Genomic DNA, 18,158 nt, shown 5'->3' with positions numbered 1-18,158 from the left:
AGATCGGACGCGCTCAGTGCGCTATTTGAACAGCAGCCCGATCAGGTACGTCGCCGCCGCGGCGGCCGCGCCGAGCAGGAGTTGCCGTGAGCCGCTGCGCCACCAGTTCTGCCGGGTGAACCGCGCGACGAGCACCCCGGCGGTGAACAGCCCGGCCCCGCCGACTGCCAGCGCCAGCCACAGCGAGTCGAAGCCGAGCAGATAGGTGAGCAGCGGGACCACCGCACCGATCGAGAAGCAGACGAACGACGAGAACGCCGCCGTCCACGGGCTCGGCAACTCGTCCGGGACGACGCCGAGCTCCTCCTGGGCATGCACGCGCAGCGCCTGCTCCGGGTTGTCCTTGAGCACGTCCGCCACCTGACGGGCCAGGTCAGCGGGGAGCCCGCGGGCGGTCCACATCTCGACGAGCTCGGCGGCCTCACCCTCCGGGTTGACCCGCAGCTCGTGCAGCTCCTTGTCGAGCTCGGCCGCCACCTGGTCGTTCTGGGTGCGCACGCTGGTGTACTCGCCGAGCCCCATCGAGATGGCGCCCGCGACCAGCCCGGCCACGCCGGTGAGGATCAGCGTGGGCCGGCTGACCCCGCCACCGCCGACCCCGGCGATCAGGGCGATGTTGGTGACCAGGCCATCCATCGCCCCGAACGTCGCAGCGCGCAGCCAGCCGCCCGAGACATCCGCGTGGTGGTGCGGCGCGACGGCGGAGATCGTCACGGCAGCGTCAGGATCTCGAACCCGTCCTCGGTGACCACGAGGGTGTGCTCGAACTGGGCCGTCCACCGGCGGTCCTTGGTGACCACGGTCCAGCCGTCGTCCCACATCTCGTACTCGTAGGTCCCGAGGGTGATCATCGGCTCGATGGTGAAGGTCATGCCGACCTCCATCACCGCGTCGAGCCGCGGGTTGTCGTAGTGCGGGATGTAGAGGCCGCTGTGGAAGGTCTCCCCGATGCCGTGCCCGGTGAAGTCGCGGACCACGCCGTAGCCGAAGCGGCGCGCGTAGGCCTCGATGACCCGGCCGATCGCGTTGATCTGCCGGCCGGGAGCCACGGCCCGGATGCCGCGCATCATCGCCTCGTGGGTGCGCTCCACCAGCAGGCGTGCCTCGTCGCTGACATCGCCAACCAGGAACGTGGCGTCGGTGTCGCCGTGCACGCCGTCCTTGAACGCGGTCACGTCGACGTTGATGATGTCGCCGTCCTCGAGCACCGTCGTGTCGGGGATGCCGTGACAGATGACCTCGTTGAGCGAGGTGCACGACGACTTGGGGAAACCCTTGTAACCCAGCGTCGACGGATAGGCGCCGTGATCGACGAGGAACTCGTGCACCACCCGGTCGATCTCGTCGGTGGTCACACCGGGCTTGCAGTGCTCACCCGCGAGCTGCGTGGCCTGAGCCGCCAGCCGACCGGCGACCCGCATCTTCTCGATCGTCTCCGCCGTCTGCACGTGCGAGCCGCGCCACTCTTTCGGGCGCTTCTTGCCGACATACTCGGGACGGGCGATCTGCGGCGGCACCGCCCGCCATGGCGAGAGCTTTCCCGGGGTCAGCGGGGCACGAACGGTCATGTCCCCAGACTATCGCCGCCTCCACGCGCGGCACCGAGGGTCCGGTATCGGATGTTGCCGCCCCGATGCCCCTGTGTAATCGTGTCAGCGTGGATCAAGACTTCTTCTCGGTCACCACCTCGGTGGCCGGCGACCTCGTCACCGCCGTGGTGACCGGAGAGGTCGACATGTCGACGGCCCACTCCATGGTCGAGGCTGTGACCGGCCAGGATGCCACCGCCGCGGTCCTCGATCTGCGTGGAGTCACGTTCTTCGACTCGGCCGCGATCCACGCCCTGGTCCGGCTGGCGGAGCGTTACCCGGACGCGCTGCGGGTGCTGCCCTCACCCCAGGTCCATCGTGTGCTCGACATCTCAGGCCTCAGCGATCAACCCTGGCTCACGAACGGTTGACCGGGCCGGTCTCCCGGCCCGGGCGACCATGCTCACGAACGGTTGACCGGCCGTCTGAGCGTCACCGAGGTGCCGCTCTCCGAACGAACCACCGAAAGCTCCGACAACGCGCCGATCAACGCCAGGCCACGACCGCGGAAGCCGGGCCCGGTCGCCGGTCGCCAGCTGCCGGTGTCACGCACCGTCGCCACCACGGCGTCGTCGACGAGAGACACCTCCACCGTGATCATCGGCTCGGCCGGCTCGATCGGGTGCTCGATCGCGTTCGCCGCCGCCTCCGACACCGCCACCGTCAGGTCGAAGATGTCGTTCTCCGACACGTCGTTGGCGGTGAGGAAATCCTCCAGCCGCTTGCGCAGCACACTGAGCCGGGTCGGATCGGCGGGCAGCCGCAGCACGAACTCACGCGGCTCGGTGGCCTGCACGGCCAGCAGCGCGATGTCGTCGCGGCGGGGGCGCGCGGCGGCCTTCGCCAGCAGGTTGTCCAAGAGATCCTCGACATGGTCGGCGGGCTTGGCGAGATCGGCACGGACCTCGGCGAGTCCGGTATCAATGCCTTGGCGCCGATCCTCCACCAAGCCATCGGTGTAGAGCAACAGTCTTTGCCCCGGCGCGAGCGTGGCCTGTCTGGTCGGGTAGTGCGAGCTGCCCAGCGCTCCGATGGGCGGACCGAGCGCGGCGGTGTAGAGAAACACCCCCTCCTCACCCGGCGTCGCGACCACCGGTGACGGGTGCCCGGCGGAGGAGTAGTGCAATTCCTGCGTACGCGGATCGAAGCGCACGCAGACGACCGTGGCGAACTGCCGCCGGCCCAGGTTGTCCACCAGCCGGTTGAGGCGGCTCAGGGCCTCACCACAGTCGAAACCCTCGAGGATGTACGCCCGGAGCGCATTGCGCAGCTGCCCCATCATCGCCGCGGCCTGCACCCCCTTGCCCACGACATCCCCGATGACCAGGAACAGCTGATCGCCCGGCGCGAGGATGACGTCGTACCAGTCACCGCCCACCTCGGCCTCGGTGCTGCCCGGCAGATAGCGACTGGCCACGATCGCGCCCGGGACCCGCGGCAGCGACTGCGGCAGGAGGCTGTGCTGCAGCGTGCTGGCGATCCGGTGCTCGGCCTCGTAGAGCCGGGCGTTCTCCAGCCGCAGCCCGATCAGCCGGGCCAGCTGGGTGAGCAGCACCGGTTCGGCCGGTCCGTCCTCGCCGGACCAGACGCTGAGCTCACCGAGCGTCGCACCGGAGGTGTCGGGCAGCGCCAGCACCGTGTCGGGCGTGGCCGCGTCGGGCGCGCCACCGTCCACTTCGGCGCGGGCCCCCGGCGCGGTCACCACGACCCGGCCGGCGGAGGTCATCGCCCGCACGTGCCGTGCCGCGACGTCGAGCACCTCGGCCGTGGTCCGGACGGTGTTGACCGCCGCGGCCGCGTCGACCAGGCCACGCAGGCGGCTGATGATCTGGCGCCGGAGCAGCCCCAGCTCCAGGTTGGCGCGGACCCGCGCGGTCAGGTCCCGCGCCGAGAACGGCTTGACCAGGTAGTCGTCGGCACCGGCGTCGAGGCCCTCGACCGAGGACTCCTCACCCGCGCGGGCGGAGAGGACGAGGATCGGGAGGTCACGCGTACGCTCATCGGCCCGCAACGCCTTGATCAGCGCGAACCCGTCCAGCCGCGGCATCATGACATCGGTCAGGACCAGGTCGAACTGCTCCTCGCGGGCCAGCGTGAGCGCCTCCCGCCCGTCGTTGACCGCCGTGACGTCCCAGTACGGCTGGAGCAGCCGCACCACGTGGTCACGCAGATCGGCGTTGTCGTCGGCGACGAGCACCCGCCCGCGACGCGCGTCCTGCACCGCACCGGGGACCGCCGGCGCCGGAGGCTCGGGAACGGACTCCCCCGACCACCAGTGCGCCTCCTCGACATAGAGCCGGCCATGATCGTCGGGGGCGACGGCGCCCGGCCGCTCGACGATCCGATCGGCCGGCAGATGTGCCGCGCCGAGCGGGACGCTGACCCGGAACGTGCTGCCCACCCCCGGCTCGCTCTGCGCGGACGCCGTGCCGGCATGCAGCTCGGCCAGCTCACGGACCAGGGCGAGGCCGATGCCCGTACCCTCATGACTGCGGGACCAGGCACCGGTGACCCGGTGGAAACGGTCGAAGAGCAACGCCTGATCGCCCGCGCTCACCCCGACGCCGGTGTCCGCGACCTCGAGCCACGCGGACCCGTCCCGCTCGCTCAGCCGGACCGTGATCCCTCCGGAGCGGGTAAACTTCACCGCGTTCGAGAGGAGATTGAAGACGATCTTCTCCCACATCTCGCGGTCGACGTGCACGGGCGCCGACAGCGGCGGGCACCGTACGTCGAGCGTCAACCCGGCCCGCTCGGCGGTGGCACGGAAGGCGCTGGCCAGCCGCGCGGTGTAGTCGGCCAGATCGGTCGGCTGATAGGCGGCCCGCATCCGCCCGGACTCGAGCCGGGAGAAATCCAGCACGGTGTTGACGAGCTTCAACAGGCGCTGACCGTTGCGGCGCATCGGCTCCAGCCGCTCACGCTGCCCGGCGTCGAGGCCGGGCATCGCGAGCAGATCCTCCAGCGGACCCAGGATCAAGGTCAGCGGGGTCCGGAACTCGTGACTGACGTTCGAGAAGAAACCGGTCTTGGCAGCGTCGAGCGCCGCCAGCTCCGCGGCACGCCGGCGCTCCTGCTCGTACGCCCGCAGGTTCGCCACCACCCGCGAGATCTGCGCCGTGGCCAGCAGCAGGAAGTCTTGGTAGCCGTCGTCCATCGCCAGGAAGCGGCTCACCCCGACGACCAGCGCGCCGATGTTGCTGGTGCCGATGCCGACGGGGAGCACGAGTGCCTGGTCAGCGGCGGTCGCCGGCGGGGGATGTGCCGCGTCGCTCACGCGTACGGTGCCGGTCTTGTCGGTCTTGATCGCGGTCTCCACCGCCTGCAGCGCCGCACCCCGCAGTGGCCAGATCGCGGCAGGCGGCACCCCGTAGGCACCGGACAACGTCAGTCCCCCGGCGCCGGGATCATCCAGATAGAGCGCCGCGAACGGCACATCCGCGTCGTTCTCCCCGAGAATCCGGGTGGCCCGCGCACCGAGCGCGGCCTGATCGGGCGCATCCGCCAGCCCGGACCCGAGCCGGCTGAGCGCCCGCACCCGGCGGCCACCGAGCACCCGCTGCGTGGTGTCGCTGACAATGCAGAAAACGCCGCCGACGGTGCCGTCCGCACGCCGGATCGGGTCGTACGAGACGTCGAAATAGGTCTCTTCGAGAAAACCGTGCCGTTCCAGCATGAACGGGTGATCGGAGGCCCAGAAAGCCTCGTCCGCCGTCACAACTCCGTCGAACAGAGCCTGCAGCACATTCCACGCCTCCGACCACATCTCCCGGCCCGGACGGCCGAGATGATCGGGATGTTTACTACCCATCGCGGGGATGTACGCGTCGTTGTAGAGCCCGCAGTATTCAGGTCCCCAGAAAATGACGATCGGGGCCTTGGACGCCAGCATCCGCGCCACAGCATTGGCAAGCTCAGCCGGCCAGGACGCGGGCACCCCCAACGGGGTCGCCGCCCAGTCCAGCCCGAGCATCCGGCGGCCCATCTCGCCACCCCGCTCGAACGCCGCCCGGAGCTGCACACCAACCGGCAGGGCGCTGGCCATCCATCCTCCGCACCGTCAACTGTCCGCAACAGAACCTGCACGGTAACCGTAGCTATCGTTGCGCGCGTGACAACCTCGGCCCTGGACCGCGCCCTGACCGAATCGTCCCTGCGGCCGCTGCCCGCTGCGGCGGCCGAGTTGCTCCTGATCACGAACGCCCAGCCGCGGCTGGCCGCCCATCTGCGGGCCGTCCACGACGTCGCGTGGACGCTGACCGACCGGCTCGGGCGCGGCCGCCCCGACCTGGAATTCGACACGACGTCGGTGCTGTTCGGCGCGGCCACCCACGACATCGGCAAGACGATCCACAGTTCCGAGCTCTCGCAGCCCGGTCATCTGCACGAGGACGCCGGGCGGGAGCTGCTCCTCTCGTACGGTGTGCCGTGGCACCTCGCACGCTTCGCCGGCACGCACGGATCCTCGTGGCATCCGGACAGCACCGGCGTGGATCTCGAGGATCTGCTGGTCAGCCTTGCCGACCAGGTCTGGAAAGGCGCCCGGGTCCCTGAGCTGGAGGAACGCGTGGGTTCGCAGCTCGGCGCGGCGCCGTGGGAGGCGTTCATGATCCTCGACGACCTGATTCAGGACGTGGCGGCCGGTGCCGACACACGGTTGGCCTTCCAGTCGGCCTTCCCGGTCTCCTAGACCGCCTTCGGTCGCTCAGACCGCCATTTTTGTACGCGCGGCAGCCTCGGTCAGAGCCGAAAAAGCACGCAGGTCGCCGGTGCGTTCGGGGTGCCACTGAACGCCGAGCTGGAAAGCCGGCCCGGTGCCCTCGATGATCTCCACGATCCGGTCGTCGGGACACCACCCGGTGATCGTGAACTTGCCCGGATCATCGATAGCCTGATGATGGAACGAGTTGACGGTGAGCCGCTCGCCCAGCAGCGAGAACGCCGCCGAACCCTCCCGGACCACCACATCGTGTCGCCCGAAAGAGGACGCATCCGCGGCCAGCGGGTCGGTGCCCGGAGCCGCCCGGTGCCGTTCATGACCGACCAGGTCGGGAAGATGCTGGTGCAGGGAACCGCCCGTGGCCACCGCCATCACCTGCATACCCCGGCACACCCCGAGCAACGGCAACCCGGAATCCAGCGCCGCCCGCATCAACATCAGCTCGGACGTGTCCCGCACGTTGTCAGCCTCCGTCGCCGGATGCTGCTCGGCACCGTACAGCGCTGGATCGACGTCCCCGCCACCACAGAAAACGATACCGTCCAGCGACTCCAGCACGTCGGTGCCCGGATCGTCAGGCGTGATCAGCACCGCACGCCCACCCGTGGCATGAACTGCCTTGACGTAGGACATCGGCAACATCCCCGCCAGGAGATCGGTGCCGCCATACTGGACATTCTGGGCGTACGAGGTCAATCCAATCAATGGCCTGCGCATTGCGGTGCCATCCTCCCCTTCGCGCCTTACCGGCGCCCGCTCGCCGCTTCCACGAACGCGCCGAAAATACGTTTGTCCCTGACAACCTCAGGGTGCCACTGCACACCAAGCACAAACCTCTTCCCAGGGTCTTCCACCGCTTCGATGAGCCCATCCCCCGCCCGAGCAGCAACGGTCAGAGAACCGGCATCAGCCACACCCTGATGGTGGTAACAATGCACACCCCGGTCATCCCCCATCAGCCCGGAAAGCCGACTCCCCGCCACAAAAGTCACCTCCTGCCGACCGTACGTCGCCGGCGCCGGCTGATGCCGCTCATGCCCCAGAACATCGGGAAGATGCTGGTGAAGGGCACCCCCGGCAGCAACGGCGAGCAACTGGATCCCCCGGCAGACCCCAAGAACGGGCAGGTCCCCCGCAAGCGCCGCACGCGCGAGCATCAACTCCCCAGAATCGCGCTCCGGCCTGGTCACCGTCCGCGGCCCAGCCTGCGCCCCGTAAAGCTCAGGCCCGACATCCGCACCCCCGGAAAGCACCAACCCGTCGAGTACGCCCACCACATCCGCATCCAGATCATCCGGCGGAAGCAGCACCGCCCGCCCTCCAGCCGCATTCACCGCCGCAACATAATCCTGAGGAATCAGAGCCGTCGGCAGGTCCGTCCAGACCCCCCACGTCGCAGACTCCACATAGGTAGTGATGCCAATGACAGGACGCATCACCCCAACCTAATCAACCCAGCCCCGAGATCAACCCACATCCCACCCCCGAGGCCCCAACCTGCCCCACGCCGGCGCGACTCAGGCGTCCCTCATCGGCGGGGTACCGGCGCCACTTGCGCGTTCCTTACCGGGCTGCCGGCGCCGCTCAGGTGTCCCTCATCGGGGTACCGTCGCGGCCCGCGTTCCTCCCCGGGCTGCCGGCGCGGCTTGAGCGTCCCTCCCCGGGCTGCCAGCACGGCTTGAGCGTCCCTCATCGGGCTGCCCGCACGGCTTGAGCGTCCCTCCCCGGGCTGCCGGCGCCGCTCCGGCCCTACCGGCGCGCGGCCGAACCGAAAAGCACCCAGCACGATCACGCTGCCACCCGACCTGGCCGAACAGCGGAGCGTCCTGCGGCTTCGACCACGGGTCAGGTAGCTGTGCGGCTGCGACCACGAACCAGGCCGGCACAAACGCACAGTCACCTGACGAGACCAACAAATGGCAGCTAACGCAACCGCATGATCGGCCGACGCACAATCGCGACCCCTGGGCCGGGTGCCGGCCCGAGCCGGACACACGCCGCCCAGGCCCCTGCGCGCCGTGAGTCATCCGCGGCAGATGACCCGACCTTCCGAGCCTCAGCGCAACCTGCTAAGTGACACCCCGTGACTTCCGCCTGATGACCTGATCATCGACGATCCACCCAAGCGAAAATCCCGCCGAATATTGCGCCGAAGCTCTGCAAGCCGCAACTTGCGGTGGTGCCGACTGTCAAGCACGAGTAATCATCGTTCAGCGCATGACATGCATGTTCTGACTGGGGTGACAAAGCGTGACAATCGCGCTTGCCGAGTACAAGCAGAAGTCGATGATCGCGTCGGCGCCGCTGTCGTCGGTCAGGTCCCGCCCGGTCATCCGGCGACAGTCATCGAGGGCCAGCCCACAGACCAGCCCACCGAGACCGGCCCCTGCCCGCGACCCACCCAAACCGGCCCCTGCCGCAACCCACCCAGACCAGCCCCGCCCGTAGCCGTAGCAAGCGCCGAATCGCGGTCCGACGATCCCCGCCGCCCCGATCCGACCCAGCCGGTCACCTCCAGCCAGGCACGACCCGCGACCCCGAGTCCGCCGGATATAAAGCTGGCCGCCCCAACGCGCGACGCCCAAGGCCAGATAGCGATCCAGCCGGGCCCAACGCGCGACGCTCCGGGCCGGACACGGAGTCAACCAGGCCCAACGCGCCACGCCCCAGGCCGGACACGGAGTCAACCAGGCCCAACGCGCCACGCCCCAGGCCGGACACGGAGTCAACCAGGCCCAACGCGCCACGCCCCAGGCCGGACACGGAGTCAACCAGGCCCAACGCGCCACGCCCCAGGCCGGACAGGGAGTGGGCCGGACAGGAAGTGGGCCGGGCACGGGCGCGCGGCGCCGCCTCGCTGGGCTGACGCCGCGCCCGGGCCCGTCCGACCCACCGGCACAGCGATCAAAGCGTGCACCGGCGGGGATTCGACCCCTGCACTCCCCGGTAAGGGAGCGTGCAGATCCGGTGCCCGCCGTTTGAACGCTCTAAACAAGGAAGCCCGAAGTTCCTACCGCTCCCGCTCAGGATGGATGCCGGGGCGGGCCCACATCGGACTCAGAGAGGCGTCACATAGGCGCCCGTGATTCCGCCGTCGACCACGAATTGCGAGGCCGTCATGAAGGAGGCGTCGTCGCTGGCGAGGAAGGCCACCGCGGCGGCGATCTCGTCGGGTTCCGCGAACCGGCCCATCGGGACGTGCACGAGGCGGCGGGCGGCGCGTTCCGGGTCGCTGGCGAAGAGCTCCATCAGCAGGGGTGTGGCGACCGGTCCGGGGCAGAGTGCGTTGATCCGGATTCCTTCGCGGGCGAACTGGACGCCCAGCTCACGGGTCATCGCGAGTACTCCGCCCTTGCTGGCCGTGTAGGCGATCTGCGAGGTTGCCGCGCCGAGCAGTGCCACGAACGAGGCCGTGTTGATGATCGAGCCCTTGCCCTGGCGCTGCATGTGCGGGATCGCGTATTTGCAGCAGAAGAAGACGCTCGTGGTGTTGACTCGGATGACCCGTTCCCAGGCGTCGATTCCGGTGACCAGGATCGAGTCGTCGTCGGGTGGTGAGATGCCCGCGTTGTTGAACGCGATGTCGACCCTTCCGTGCCGTTCCGCGACGCCGTCGAAAAGAGCGCGCACCGACTCCTCGTCGCTGACGTCGCACGCCACGAATTCGCCGCCGACCTCGTCGGCGGCGGCCTTGCCTGCGTCCTCGGAGATGTCCACGCACACGACTTTCGCGCCCTCGGACGCGAACCGGCGGGCGGTGGCCAGTCCGATGCCGCTGCCGGCCCCGGTGATGACGGCAACGCGATCCTGCAAACGCTCCACAGCCGACCCTCTCAGCTTTCCGTCGAGATGAACACGTTCTTGACATCGGTGAACCCGAGCACGGCGTCGGGACCGAGCTCACGCCCGAACCCGGACTGCTTCATGCCGCCGAACGGCGTCCAGTAGCGCACCGATGAGTGCGAGTTGACACTGAGGTTGCCGGTGTCGACGCCGCGCGACACGCGCAGCGCCCGGCCCAGGTCCCGGGTCCAGATGGAGCCGGAGAGCCCGTACTCGGTGTCGTTGGCCAGCGCGATCGCCTCGGCCTCGTCGTGGAACGGCAGCACGGAGATGACCGGCCCGAAGACTTCCTCCCGCCAGTGCCGGTCGCTCGCCGACTGCGCGAGCAGCACCGTCGGCGGGAACCACCAGCCGTCACCGTCGGGTGCGGTGCCGGTGAAGGCCACCTCGCCTTCGGCGGTGTACGACGCGACTTTCTCGCGGTGCGCGGCGGAGATCAGCGGCCCCATCTCCGCGGTGTCGAGCCGCGGATCCTCCACTCGGTACGCCTTGACTGCGGGCTCGAGCAACGAGAGGAACCGGTCGTACACGGAATCCTGGACCAGGAGCCGCGACCGCGCGCAGCAGTCCTGCCCCGCGTTGTCGAAGACGCCACCGGGGGCGCTCGCCGCGGCTTTCTCGAGATCGGAGTCGGCGAAGACGATGTTCGCGTTCTTGCCGCCGAGTTCGAGAGTCACGCGTTTCACCTGGTCGGCACAGCCTGCCATGATGGATTTCCCGACCCGGGTGGAGCCGGTGAAGCACACCTTGCGCACGGCGGGATGCGTGACGAACCGTTGCCCCACCACGTCCCCGCGCCCCGGCAGGACGGTGAAGACGCCTTCCGGGAGCCCGGCTTCCAGGGCCAGCTCCGCGAGCCGGAGCGCGGTCAGCGGCGTCAGCTCAGCAGGCTTGAGCACGACCGTGTTACCGGCTGCCAGGGCAGGCGCGAACCCCCATCCGGCGATCGGCATCGGGAAATTCCACGGCACGATGATCCCGACGACACCGAGTGGCTCGTGGAAGGTCATGTCGATGCCGCCGGCCACCGGGATCTGCCGACCGGTCAGCCGCTCCGGAGCCGCCGCGTAATACTCGAGCACGTCGCGGACGTTGCCCGCCTCCCAGCGAGCGTTTCCGATCGTGTGCCCCGAGTTGCGAACCTCGAGCTGAGCGAGTTCCTCGGCATGAGCGTCGACGACATCGGCGAAGCGGCGCAACAACCGGGCCCGATCCCCCGGCGCCACCTGCCGCCACGACTCAAAGGCCCGCTGCGCTCGCGCAATCGCGGCGTCAGCCTCAGCGATCCCATTCATGGGTACGCCCTGCAGCACCGCCCCAGTAGCAGGATTGATCAGGTCAAGACTGTCCACGCCCCACCTCCTCGAAGATCATCACACGCCCACTCCGTCCACGACCCCCACCGGCCCCGGCTCCACGACATCGCCCCGGCAGTCGCCGCTCGCAGGCCGGCAGTCGCCGCTCGCAGGCCGGCAGTCAGCGATCACAGGCCGCAGTCGGAAGCCAGAAATCGAAGCGATCACAGCCGCTCGAATCCGCGGCGCAGCTCCCAGTCGGTGACCGCCGCGTCGAAGGCCGTGAGCTCGATCTTGGCCATGTTGGCGTAGTGCGCGACCACGTCCTCGCCGAAAGCCGCAGCGGCCACCGGGCCGAGCTCCCACAGCTCCAGCGCGTCCCGCAACGTCGTCGGCACCCGGGGCGCCGAGGCGTCCTCATACGCGTTGCCTCTGAACTCGTCCTCCAGTGACAGCTCGTTCTCGATGCCGTGCAGCGCCCCCGCGATCAGCGCGGAGATCGCGAGATAGGGGTTCACGTCGCCGCCCGGCACCCTGTTCTCGACGCGCATGCCCTGGCCGTGGCCCGCGATCCGCAGGGCGCAGGTGCGGTTGTCGACGCCCCAGCGCAGTGCCGTCGGGGCGAACGAGCCGTGCTGGTAGCGCTTGTAGGAGTTGATGTTCGGCGCGAAGAGGAGGCTGAACTCGCGCATCGTGGCGAGAAGGCCGGCGAGGACCTGCTCCCCGATCGGCGACAGATGGGCCGGGCCGTCGCCGAGCATCGCCGAGCGGCCGTCCGCGCCGCGCAAGGAGAAGTGGATGTGGCACGAGTTGCCCTCGCGCTCGTTCGGCTTGGCCATGAAGGTGAGCGCCATGCCCTCCTGGGCGGCGATCTCCTTGGCGCCGTTCTTGTAGATGACGTGGTTGTCGGCGGCGGTGAGCGCGTCTGCGTACCGAAAGGCGATCTCGTGCTGGCCGAAGTTGCACTCGCCTTTGGCGCTCTCGGGCACGAGCCCGGCACCCGCCATGTCGTTGCGGATGCGGCGCAGCAGCGGCTCGACGCGTGCCGTCCCGAGCAGCGAATAATCCACGTTGTACTGATTGGCCGGGGTGAGGTCGCGGTAGTTCTTCGCCCACGCCTGTTCATAGGTGTCCTTGACCAGCAGGAACTCGAGCTCGGTGCCCGCGAACGCGGTAAGACCGTGCTCGGCGAGCCGATCGAGCTGACGGCGCAGGATCTGCCGTGGCGAGGCATAGACGGCCTCGCCATCGGTGGTCTCGAGGTCGGCGAGGACCATCGCGGTGCCGGGCTGCCACGGGACGCGGCGCAGGGTGGCAAAGTCGGGCTTCATGACGAAGTCGCCGTAGCCGCTGTTCCACGACGACATCGCGTATCCGTCGACGGTGTTCATGTCCACGTCGACGGCGAGCAGATAGTTGCAGCCCTCGCTGCCGCCGGACACCACCTCATCCATGAAGTAGCGGCCGTGCAGGCGCTTGCCCTGCAACCGCCCCTGCATGTCGGTGAGCGCGAGCAGGACGGTGTCGATGCTGCCGTTGTCGACGGCGACGTCGAGGTCCTCGATTTCCATGATGCAGTCCTATCGCAGGGGGCCGACAGTTTTCGGGGGCCGGGCCTGAAGCCCGGCCCCCGCGAACAAAGATCACTCCGGCGGGGCAGGCAGCGTCGGCTCGCCGTGCGCGGCTTTTTCGATCAGGTTCTGCTTCGGACCCGTGAACCATTTGCGTGCGCTCGCGAACCACCAGATCGTCGCGGCACCGACCACCACCAGGACGGCGATGATCGTGTAGTTGAAGTTGCTCGCGGTGATCGGACCGGCGGTGGGCAGCACGAAGAGCACACAGATGATCACCACCCAGACGATCGCGATCCAGCCGACCGGCGCGCTCCACTTGCCGAGATTCCACGGTCCGGGCTGGAAATCGGGACTCAACCGGCGGAGAAGCACCGGACCCACGTACGCGATGTAGAGACCGATGACCGCAATTGACGTCGCGGCGAGGTACGCGGTCGTGTTCCACAGCGACGGCAGAACCAGGATCGTGCTGATGGTCACACAGAGCCAGATCGAGTTGGTGGGCGTACCCGTGCGGGGGTTGACCTTCTTCCAGAGCCGCGAGCCGGGCAGCGCACCGTCACGCGAGAACGCGTACGCCATCCTGGAATTTGCCGTCACGGAGGCCATGCCGCAGAACCATTGCGCGACCATGCAGATGAGCAGCAGGAATGTCCCGAGATCGTGCCCCACCGCGTCGATGAAGATCTGCGCGGGCGGCAGCCCGAGGTCGGTGGTCCGCTCGGCCTCGTAGTCCTGGATCGACCACGTGATGGCGACGAGCAGCACGAACCCGGCAATCAACGAGACCACTACGGAGAGCACAATTCCACGTGGTGCAGCACGCGCCGCGTCATGGGTTTCCTCCGCGACGTGCGCAGAGGCGTCATATCCGGTGTACGTGTACTGCGCCATCAAAAGCCCGACGAGCACCGCGTACGCGCCGGCCCCCGTGAACGAGAAACCGGTCTGGTTCTGCACCTCGAAGAACACTTCCGAGATCGGCTTGTGGTTGTCCGGGACGACCGCCAGCACGACGACGATGACCGCGACACCCACGAGGTGCCACCACGCACTGACATCGGAGAGCATCCGCACCAGACTGACGCCGAACGTGTTCAGCAGGCCGTGCGCGATGATGATGACCAGGAAGATCAGGAAGGTACGCCCGGTCGTCACCTCCATGTCGAAAGTCAGACTCAGGAACGCGGCTGTCGTGATCGCCGCACCGAAGTCGATCGCCGCGGTGACAGCGACCTCGCCGAGAAAGTTGAACCAGCCCACGAACCAGGCCCACGCCGCCTTGTTGCGTTTGGCGAGCGCGGCGGCCCACCAGTAGAGGGCCCCGGCGGTGGGATAGGCGGAGCAGACCTCCGCCATCGCGAGGGCCACAAAGGTCACCATGACACCGACGAAGAGCCAGCCCAGGGTGATGGCGATCGGCCCGCCGGCGGTCATGGCGATCCCGTACGACGTGATGGCGCCGGCCAGGATGGAAATGATGGAGAAGGAGACCGCGAAGTTCGAGAAGCCGGACAGTCGGCGATGCAGTTCCTGCTGGTAGCCGAGCTGGGCGAGGCGTTCTTCGTCGGTACTGGGGACAGGGTCAGCACTCATCAAAGGCTCCCTAGACCGAGGGGCAGCTGTGACCTGGGCCACCGCCGTTCGGTGATGATCTACCCGCAGTGTTACCAACGTCAATGCGCTGAGTTAATTGCGTTGCCGCCCGCCGGGCACACCCCCACACTCGTAGACATGTCAGGGCAATGGAAGACGTGGTGCGGCATATGCCGCACAGCGCCAGACGGACGCAGACCGGCCTCAGCCGGTCGCCGTTCAGCCCTGCCGGTGTTCTGACGCTGCTTCCGACAGCGCGCGAGCCCTCGGCAGGCATCGCGAACACCGCCGGAGCCCCCTCGGCTCCCCACCCGCGGCGGCGCGGGGCGTGGTCACCTCTCTCCGACGCAGCTTCCGGCTGTGCCACGCGCCCGCCCCGCGCCCCGCATCTCCACCTCAGCACTTCACCTCAGGCAGGCTTCTTTACCGAAAAGTCCAAAAAATCTACAGCGGCGACTCTAGAAAATACGCCGTGACGGGCCTAACGTGATCTGGGTCGGCCACGCACAGCCGGCAGGTAACTGGCCAAGCAACTGGCCAGGCAACTGGTAGAGACGCTGAGTTGGCTAAGGAGGACGAGATACCGCAGCAACGCGCTTTCGTAACGTCCCCGACCCGACGAGAGGTGATCGCCGCCGATGCCCATCACCCAGGCCATCCGCTAGCGGCACGCAGGCGGAATGACCGAGCCGACGACGGTCGGCATCAGAATTGAACAGCCAAGGCCCCGGTAACCCGCCGGGGCCTTGGACTATGTCCGGGCCCCGTTACCACGCCCGCAATTAGCCCACCCATCCCCGCACCCCTTCGTCGGCAATCAACCCGGCCCCGACCATCCCCGCCCCCTCGTCGGCACCTCTCCCGGAAAGGCACCATGAGCAACGCTTTCGACGACGCGGATTTCCCTGCATACACCATGGGCCGAGCCGTGAAGATGATCGGCGTAACCCCCGCCTTCCTCCGCAGCCTCGGCACCGCCGGCCTGATCGAGCCGGAACGCTCCCACGGCGGCCACCGCCGCTACTCCCGCCACCAGCTCCACCTCGCCGGCCGGGTCCGCCAACTCCTCGACGACGGCGTCCTACTGGCTTCCGCCTGCCGAATCGTCACCCTCGAGGACCGCCTCGACGCCGCCCATCGCCACATCCTCACCCTCGGCGGCACCCTCACCCCGGACGACGATGCCAACACCCCCACAGCAACCCACCCCGACATCGCCACCCCGCAGTACTACTCCGCCCCACAGCCCAACCGCTCCCCCTCCTCCCCCTGACCGCCCCGGCCAACCCAGACCAACTCCCGACCAACCCCCGGCTGACTCTGACCGACCACCCCGACCACCCCCAGCTCACCCTGACCGAGCCCAGCCGACCCTGACCAACCGCCGACCACCCCCGGCCGGCCTCAGCTCAGCCCGACCGCGGTGAGACTCGCGTCCCAGAGCCGCCGTGCCCGCTCGGGGCTGGTCGAGCGCCCCGTGGCGGCGAACGGCCGGCGCCACGCGAAATACCCGCCCGGCACCAACGCTGCCGGATCGTTCGCCAGCCACAACAGCGTTTCCGCGCCCTCTTCCGCATCCCGGAACGCCATCGGCACCAGTTTCGCGAGCTCCCACAACGGACTCCGCCCGCCAAAACCGCTACGGACAAGACCGGGAAAGAAACAGGTCGCCACGATGTCGTACGCCGTCCAGCGCCGCGCCGCCTCAACAGTGAAGAGCAGATTGGCCTGCTTCCCCGCGCCGTAAGCCAGCCACCGGCTCATCTGCAGCCGCCCGGGCCGATTGACATCCAGCGTCCCCCAAGCCTCAGCCAGCGAGCCGGTCGTGACGATGCGAGCCGGCTCCGCCGGTGTCGCCGCCGCCCGCAGCCGATCGACCAGCAGATTGGCCAACAGGAACCCACCAAGATGGTTGACCTGCACACCGAGGTCGAACCCGTCCACGGTCCGGTGGCGGGCCCGCGCGAGCTGACCGGCGTTGTTGACGAGCACGTGGATCAGCTCGAGCTCGTCCGCCACCCGGCGCCCCACCTCCCGCACCTCGTCCAGGACCGCGAAATCCGCCCTGTACGCCGCCGGCGTCCGCCCGGAAGCCTCTCGCACCGTTTCGACCGCCGCCTGCAGCCGACCGGGATCGCGGCCCAGCAACACCACTTCGTCGCCACCGCGCGCCAACGCCGTCGCCCCGGCCAGCCCGATTCCCGAGCTGGCCCCCGTCACCACCACAGTCCGCCCCACCGGAGCATTCGACCATCCGCCCCCGGCTAGCGTTGCAGCCATGCCGAAGATCACCGCCGAACCCGCCACCACCAGGGGCGACGCGCGCGATGCCGCCCTCACTCGCATCCTGGGCGGCGCGGCGGGTGGCGCCGTCCTGGTGGGCGCGGCGGTCATGCTCGTGACGCTGGTCGCAAGCCCCGGATCGTGGCTGGCCGGGTATGTCAGCGAGACCGGGACCGCGGGACTTCGGTTCGCTGTCGCGTACCGAACAGGGCTGATCCTGCTGGCAGCCGGTGTGGCACTGCTGGGACTCGCCCTGCGACCCGCGCCCCGCCCCGTCGCCGCACTGCTCGGCGTGGCGGCCTTCCTGGCCGCAGTCTCAGGAGTGGTGCCGTGCACCAACCAGTGCCCACTGCCACCCTTTGAGCCGACGACCTTGAGCGATGTCGTGCACACGGCGGCGAGCATCATCGGGATGGTCATGCTGGCTGGCGTGATGGCCATGATCGGCTTCTCCTCTCTGCTCCGCTCACCGGCATTAACTCGCGCTCTGTCCTTCTTCGCCCCGGCCGTCGTGGCGTTCTTCCGGCCCGCATCACGTCGGCTCTCTGCCGTCGGCGCGACGCTCATGGTCCCGCTGGGTGCCGCCCTGGGCCTGACCATGCTTTTTGCCGGCCGAGGTCCGGTGGGCGCCATCCTGGAGCGGCTCGCCCTGACCGTTGCCGTCAGCTGGCTGATCGGGATGAGCCTCTTGACGATATTACGTTCTTCCGTAAAAGTGGAGTCATGGAGCCGATCGATTCCCCCTCACTCGAAAACCGGGTCACGGAGCTCGAACGACGCGTCACCGAGCTGATCAACGAAGCTCGGCCAAGCACCCCCACCCCACCCGGGGCCAGGCCCATCGACTTCTGGGCGCTCGACGGTCTACGGGCACGCGTCGACAAGGGCAGCGCCGGTGCCGTTGTCTACACGGGGACCGTCGACCTTCCGACCGGTGAGCACTACGACTGGCAGTTCGGCAACACCGTCGAGGACCTTCTCGAGGCCGACTGGTCCGACTGGGCATCGACGCTGGGCGCGCTCGGCCATCCGGTCCGGCTCCTGCTCCTGCGCCGGGTCCTGGCCGGCAGGCGCACGACTGCCGAGCTGGGTTCCGACGAGGCACTCGGCACCACCGGCCAGCTTTATCACCACCTCCGCCAGCTGGTGAACGCCGGCTGGCTCCACTCCTCCGCGCGCGGTCAATACGCAGTGCCCGGGGAGCGCGTCGTCCCCCTGCTGGTCGTCCTGTCCGGAGCAAAACCGTGATGGGACA

Annotated in this window: 16 protein-coding genes; 5 read left to right on the top strand and 11 right to left on the bottom strand. The window is 68.6% G+C overall.

Annotated features, from left to right (window positions below; translation table 11 throughout):
• Positions 1–21: 21 nt before the first annotated feature.
• Both Aco04nite_RS34845 and map read right to left on the bottom strand, forming a co-directional pair.
• Positions 22–714 carry a VIT1/CCC1 transporter family protein gene (locus Aco04nite_RS34845; RefSeq protein ID WP_213001494.1) on the bottom strand — a complete coding sequence of 231 codons (693 nt, stop codon included), beginning with the start codon at positions 712–714 and terminating at the stop codon, positions 22–24.
• Positions 711–1,568, bottom strand: a complete 858-nt coding sequence (gene map, locus Aco04nite_RS34840; protein WP_213001493.1) for a type I methionyl aminopeptidase — start codon at positions 1,566–1,568, stop codon at positions 711–713. The genes Aco04nite_RS34845 and map overlap by 4 nt, the downstream gene beginning before the upstream one ends.
• An 89-nt stretch (positions 1,569–1,657) precedes the next feature.
• Here map and Aco04nite_RS34835 point away from each other — a divergent pair, with 89 nt between their 5' ends.
• Positions 1,658–1,960: an STAS domain-containing protein gene (locus tag Aco04nite_RS34835; protein WP_244876505.1), complete on the top strand. Its 303-nt coding sequence runs from the start codon at positions 1,658–1,660 to the stop codon at positions 1,958–1,960.
• Positions 1,961–1,992: 32 nt separating this feature from the next.
• Here Aco04nite_RS34835 and Aco04nite_RS34830 read toward each other — a convergent pair whose 3' ends face one another.
• Positions 1,993–5,634, bottom strand: coding sequence for a SpoIIE family protein phosphatase (locus Aco04nite_RS34830; RefSeq protein WP_244876504.1), 3,642 nt, complete (start codon positions 5,632–5,634; stop codon positions 1,993–1,995).
• 66 nt (positions 5,635–5,700) lie between these two features.
• Here Aco04nite_RS34830 and Aco04nite_RS34825 point away from each other — a divergent pair, with 66 nt between their 5' ends.
• Complete coding sequence (locus Aco04nite_RS34825) at positions 5,701–6,279, top strand: HD domain-containing protein (protein WP_213001491.1); 579 nt, start codon at positions 5,701–5,703, stop codon at positions 6,277–6,279.
• A gap of 15 nt (positions 6,280–6,294) precedes the next feature.
• Here the strand turns inward: Aco04nite_RS34825 and Aco04nite_RS34820 are convergent, their stop codons facing one another.
• The 7 genes from Aco04nite_RS34820 to Aco04nite_RS34795 form a co-directional block, all read right to left on the bottom strand.
• On the bottom strand, positions 6,295–7,026 hold the full coding sequence (locus tag Aco04nite_RS34820; RefSeq protein WP_213001490.1) for a gamma-glutamyl-gamma-aminobutyrate hydrolase family protein: 732 nt from the start codon (positions 7,024–7,026) through the stop codon (positions 6,295–6,297).
• A 26-nt stretch (positions 7,027–7,052) separates the two neighbouring features.
• Positions 7,053–7,745 (bottom strand): gamma-glutamyl-gamma-aminobutyrate hydrolase family protein, encoded by a 693-nt coding sequence (locus tag Aco04nite_RS34815; RefSeq protein WP_213001489.1) that lies wholly within the window; start codon positions 7,743–7,745, stop codon positions 7,053–7,055.
• Positions 7,746–8,519: 774 nt separating this feature from the next.
• A complete protein-coding gene (locus Aco04nite_RS49800; protein WP_280519428.1) occupies positions 8,520–8,642 on the bottom strand; it encodes a hypothetical protein in 123 nt (40 codons plus the stop codon).
• A 724-nt stretch (positions 8,643–9,366) separates the two neighbouring features.
• Positions 9,367–10,131: a 3-oxoacyl-ACP reductase gene (locus Aco04nite_RS34810; protein ID WP_213001488.1), complete on the bottom strand. Its 765-nt coding sequence runs from the start codon at positions 10,129–10,131 to the stop codon at positions 9,367–9,369.
• A gap of 11 nt (positions 10,132–10,142) precedes the next feature.
• Positions 10,143–11,504 (bottom strand): aldehyde dehydrogenase family protein, encoded by a 1,362-nt coding sequence (locus Aco04nite_RS34805; protein ID WP_213001487.1) that lies wholly within the window; start codon positions 11,502–11,504, stop codon positions 10,143–10,145.
• Between the two features lie 167 nt (positions 11,505–11,671).
• On the bottom strand, positions 11,672–13,018 hold the full coding sequence (locus tag Aco04nite_RS34800) for a glutamine synthetase family protein (RefSeq protein WP_213001486.1): 1,347 nt from the start codon (positions 13,016–13,018) through the stop codon (positions 11,672–11,674).
• Positions 13,019–13,090: 72 nt separating this feature from the next.
• Positions 13,091–14,620: an amino acid permease gene (locus Aco04nite_RS34795; protein WP_213001485.1), complete on the bottom strand. Its 1,530-nt coding sequence runs from the start codon at positions 14,618–14,620 to the stop codon at positions 13,091–13,093.
• 874 nt (positions 14,621–15,494) lie between these two features.
• Here Aco04nite_RS34795 and Aco04nite_RS34790 point away from each other — a divergent pair.
• A complete protein-coding gene (locus tag Aco04nite_RS34790; protein WP_213001484.1) occupies positions 15,495–15,893 on the top strand; it encodes a MerR family transcriptional regulator in 399 nt (132 codons plus the stop codon).
• A gap of 131 nt (positions 15,894–16,024) precedes the next feature.
• Here the strand turns inward: Aco04nite_RS34790 and Aco04nite_RS34785 are convergent, their stop codons facing one another.
• On the bottom strand, positions 16,025–16,846 hold the full coding sequence (locus tag Aco04nite_RS34785; RefSeq protein ID WP_213001519.1) for an SDR family NAD(P)-dependent oxidoreductase: 822 nt from the start codon (positions 16,844–16,846) through the stop codon (positions 16,025–16,027).
• A gap of 52 nt (positions 16,847–16,898) precedes the next feature.
• On the opposite strand from Aco04nite_RS34785, the gene Aco04nite_RS34780 reads away from it, so the two are divergent.
• Complete coding sequence (locus tag Aco04nite_RS34780) at positions 16,899–17,696, top strand: DUF998 domain-containing protein (protein WP_213001483.1); 798 nt, start codon at positions 16,899–16,901, stop codon at positions 17,694–17,696.
• Positions 17,627–18,151: an ArsR family transcriptional regulator gene (locus Aco04nite_RS34775; RefSeq protein ID WP_213001482.1), complete on the top strand. Its 525-nt coding sequence runs from the start codon at positions 17,627–17,629 to the stop codon at positions 18,149–18,151. Before Aco04nite_RS34780 ends, Aco04nite_RS34775 begins: the two co-directional genes overlap by 70 nt.
• Positions 18,152–18,158 lie beyond the last annotated feature (7 nt).

It is taken from the genome of Winogradskya consettensis, from assembly GCF_018332715.1.
GTDB lineage: Bacteria > Actinomycetota > Actinomycetes > Mycobacteriales > Micromonosporaceae > Actinoplanes > Actinoplanes consettensis.
Note: the sequence above shows the minus strand (reverse complement) of the source record. Positions and strands in the feature narration are given on the sequence as shown.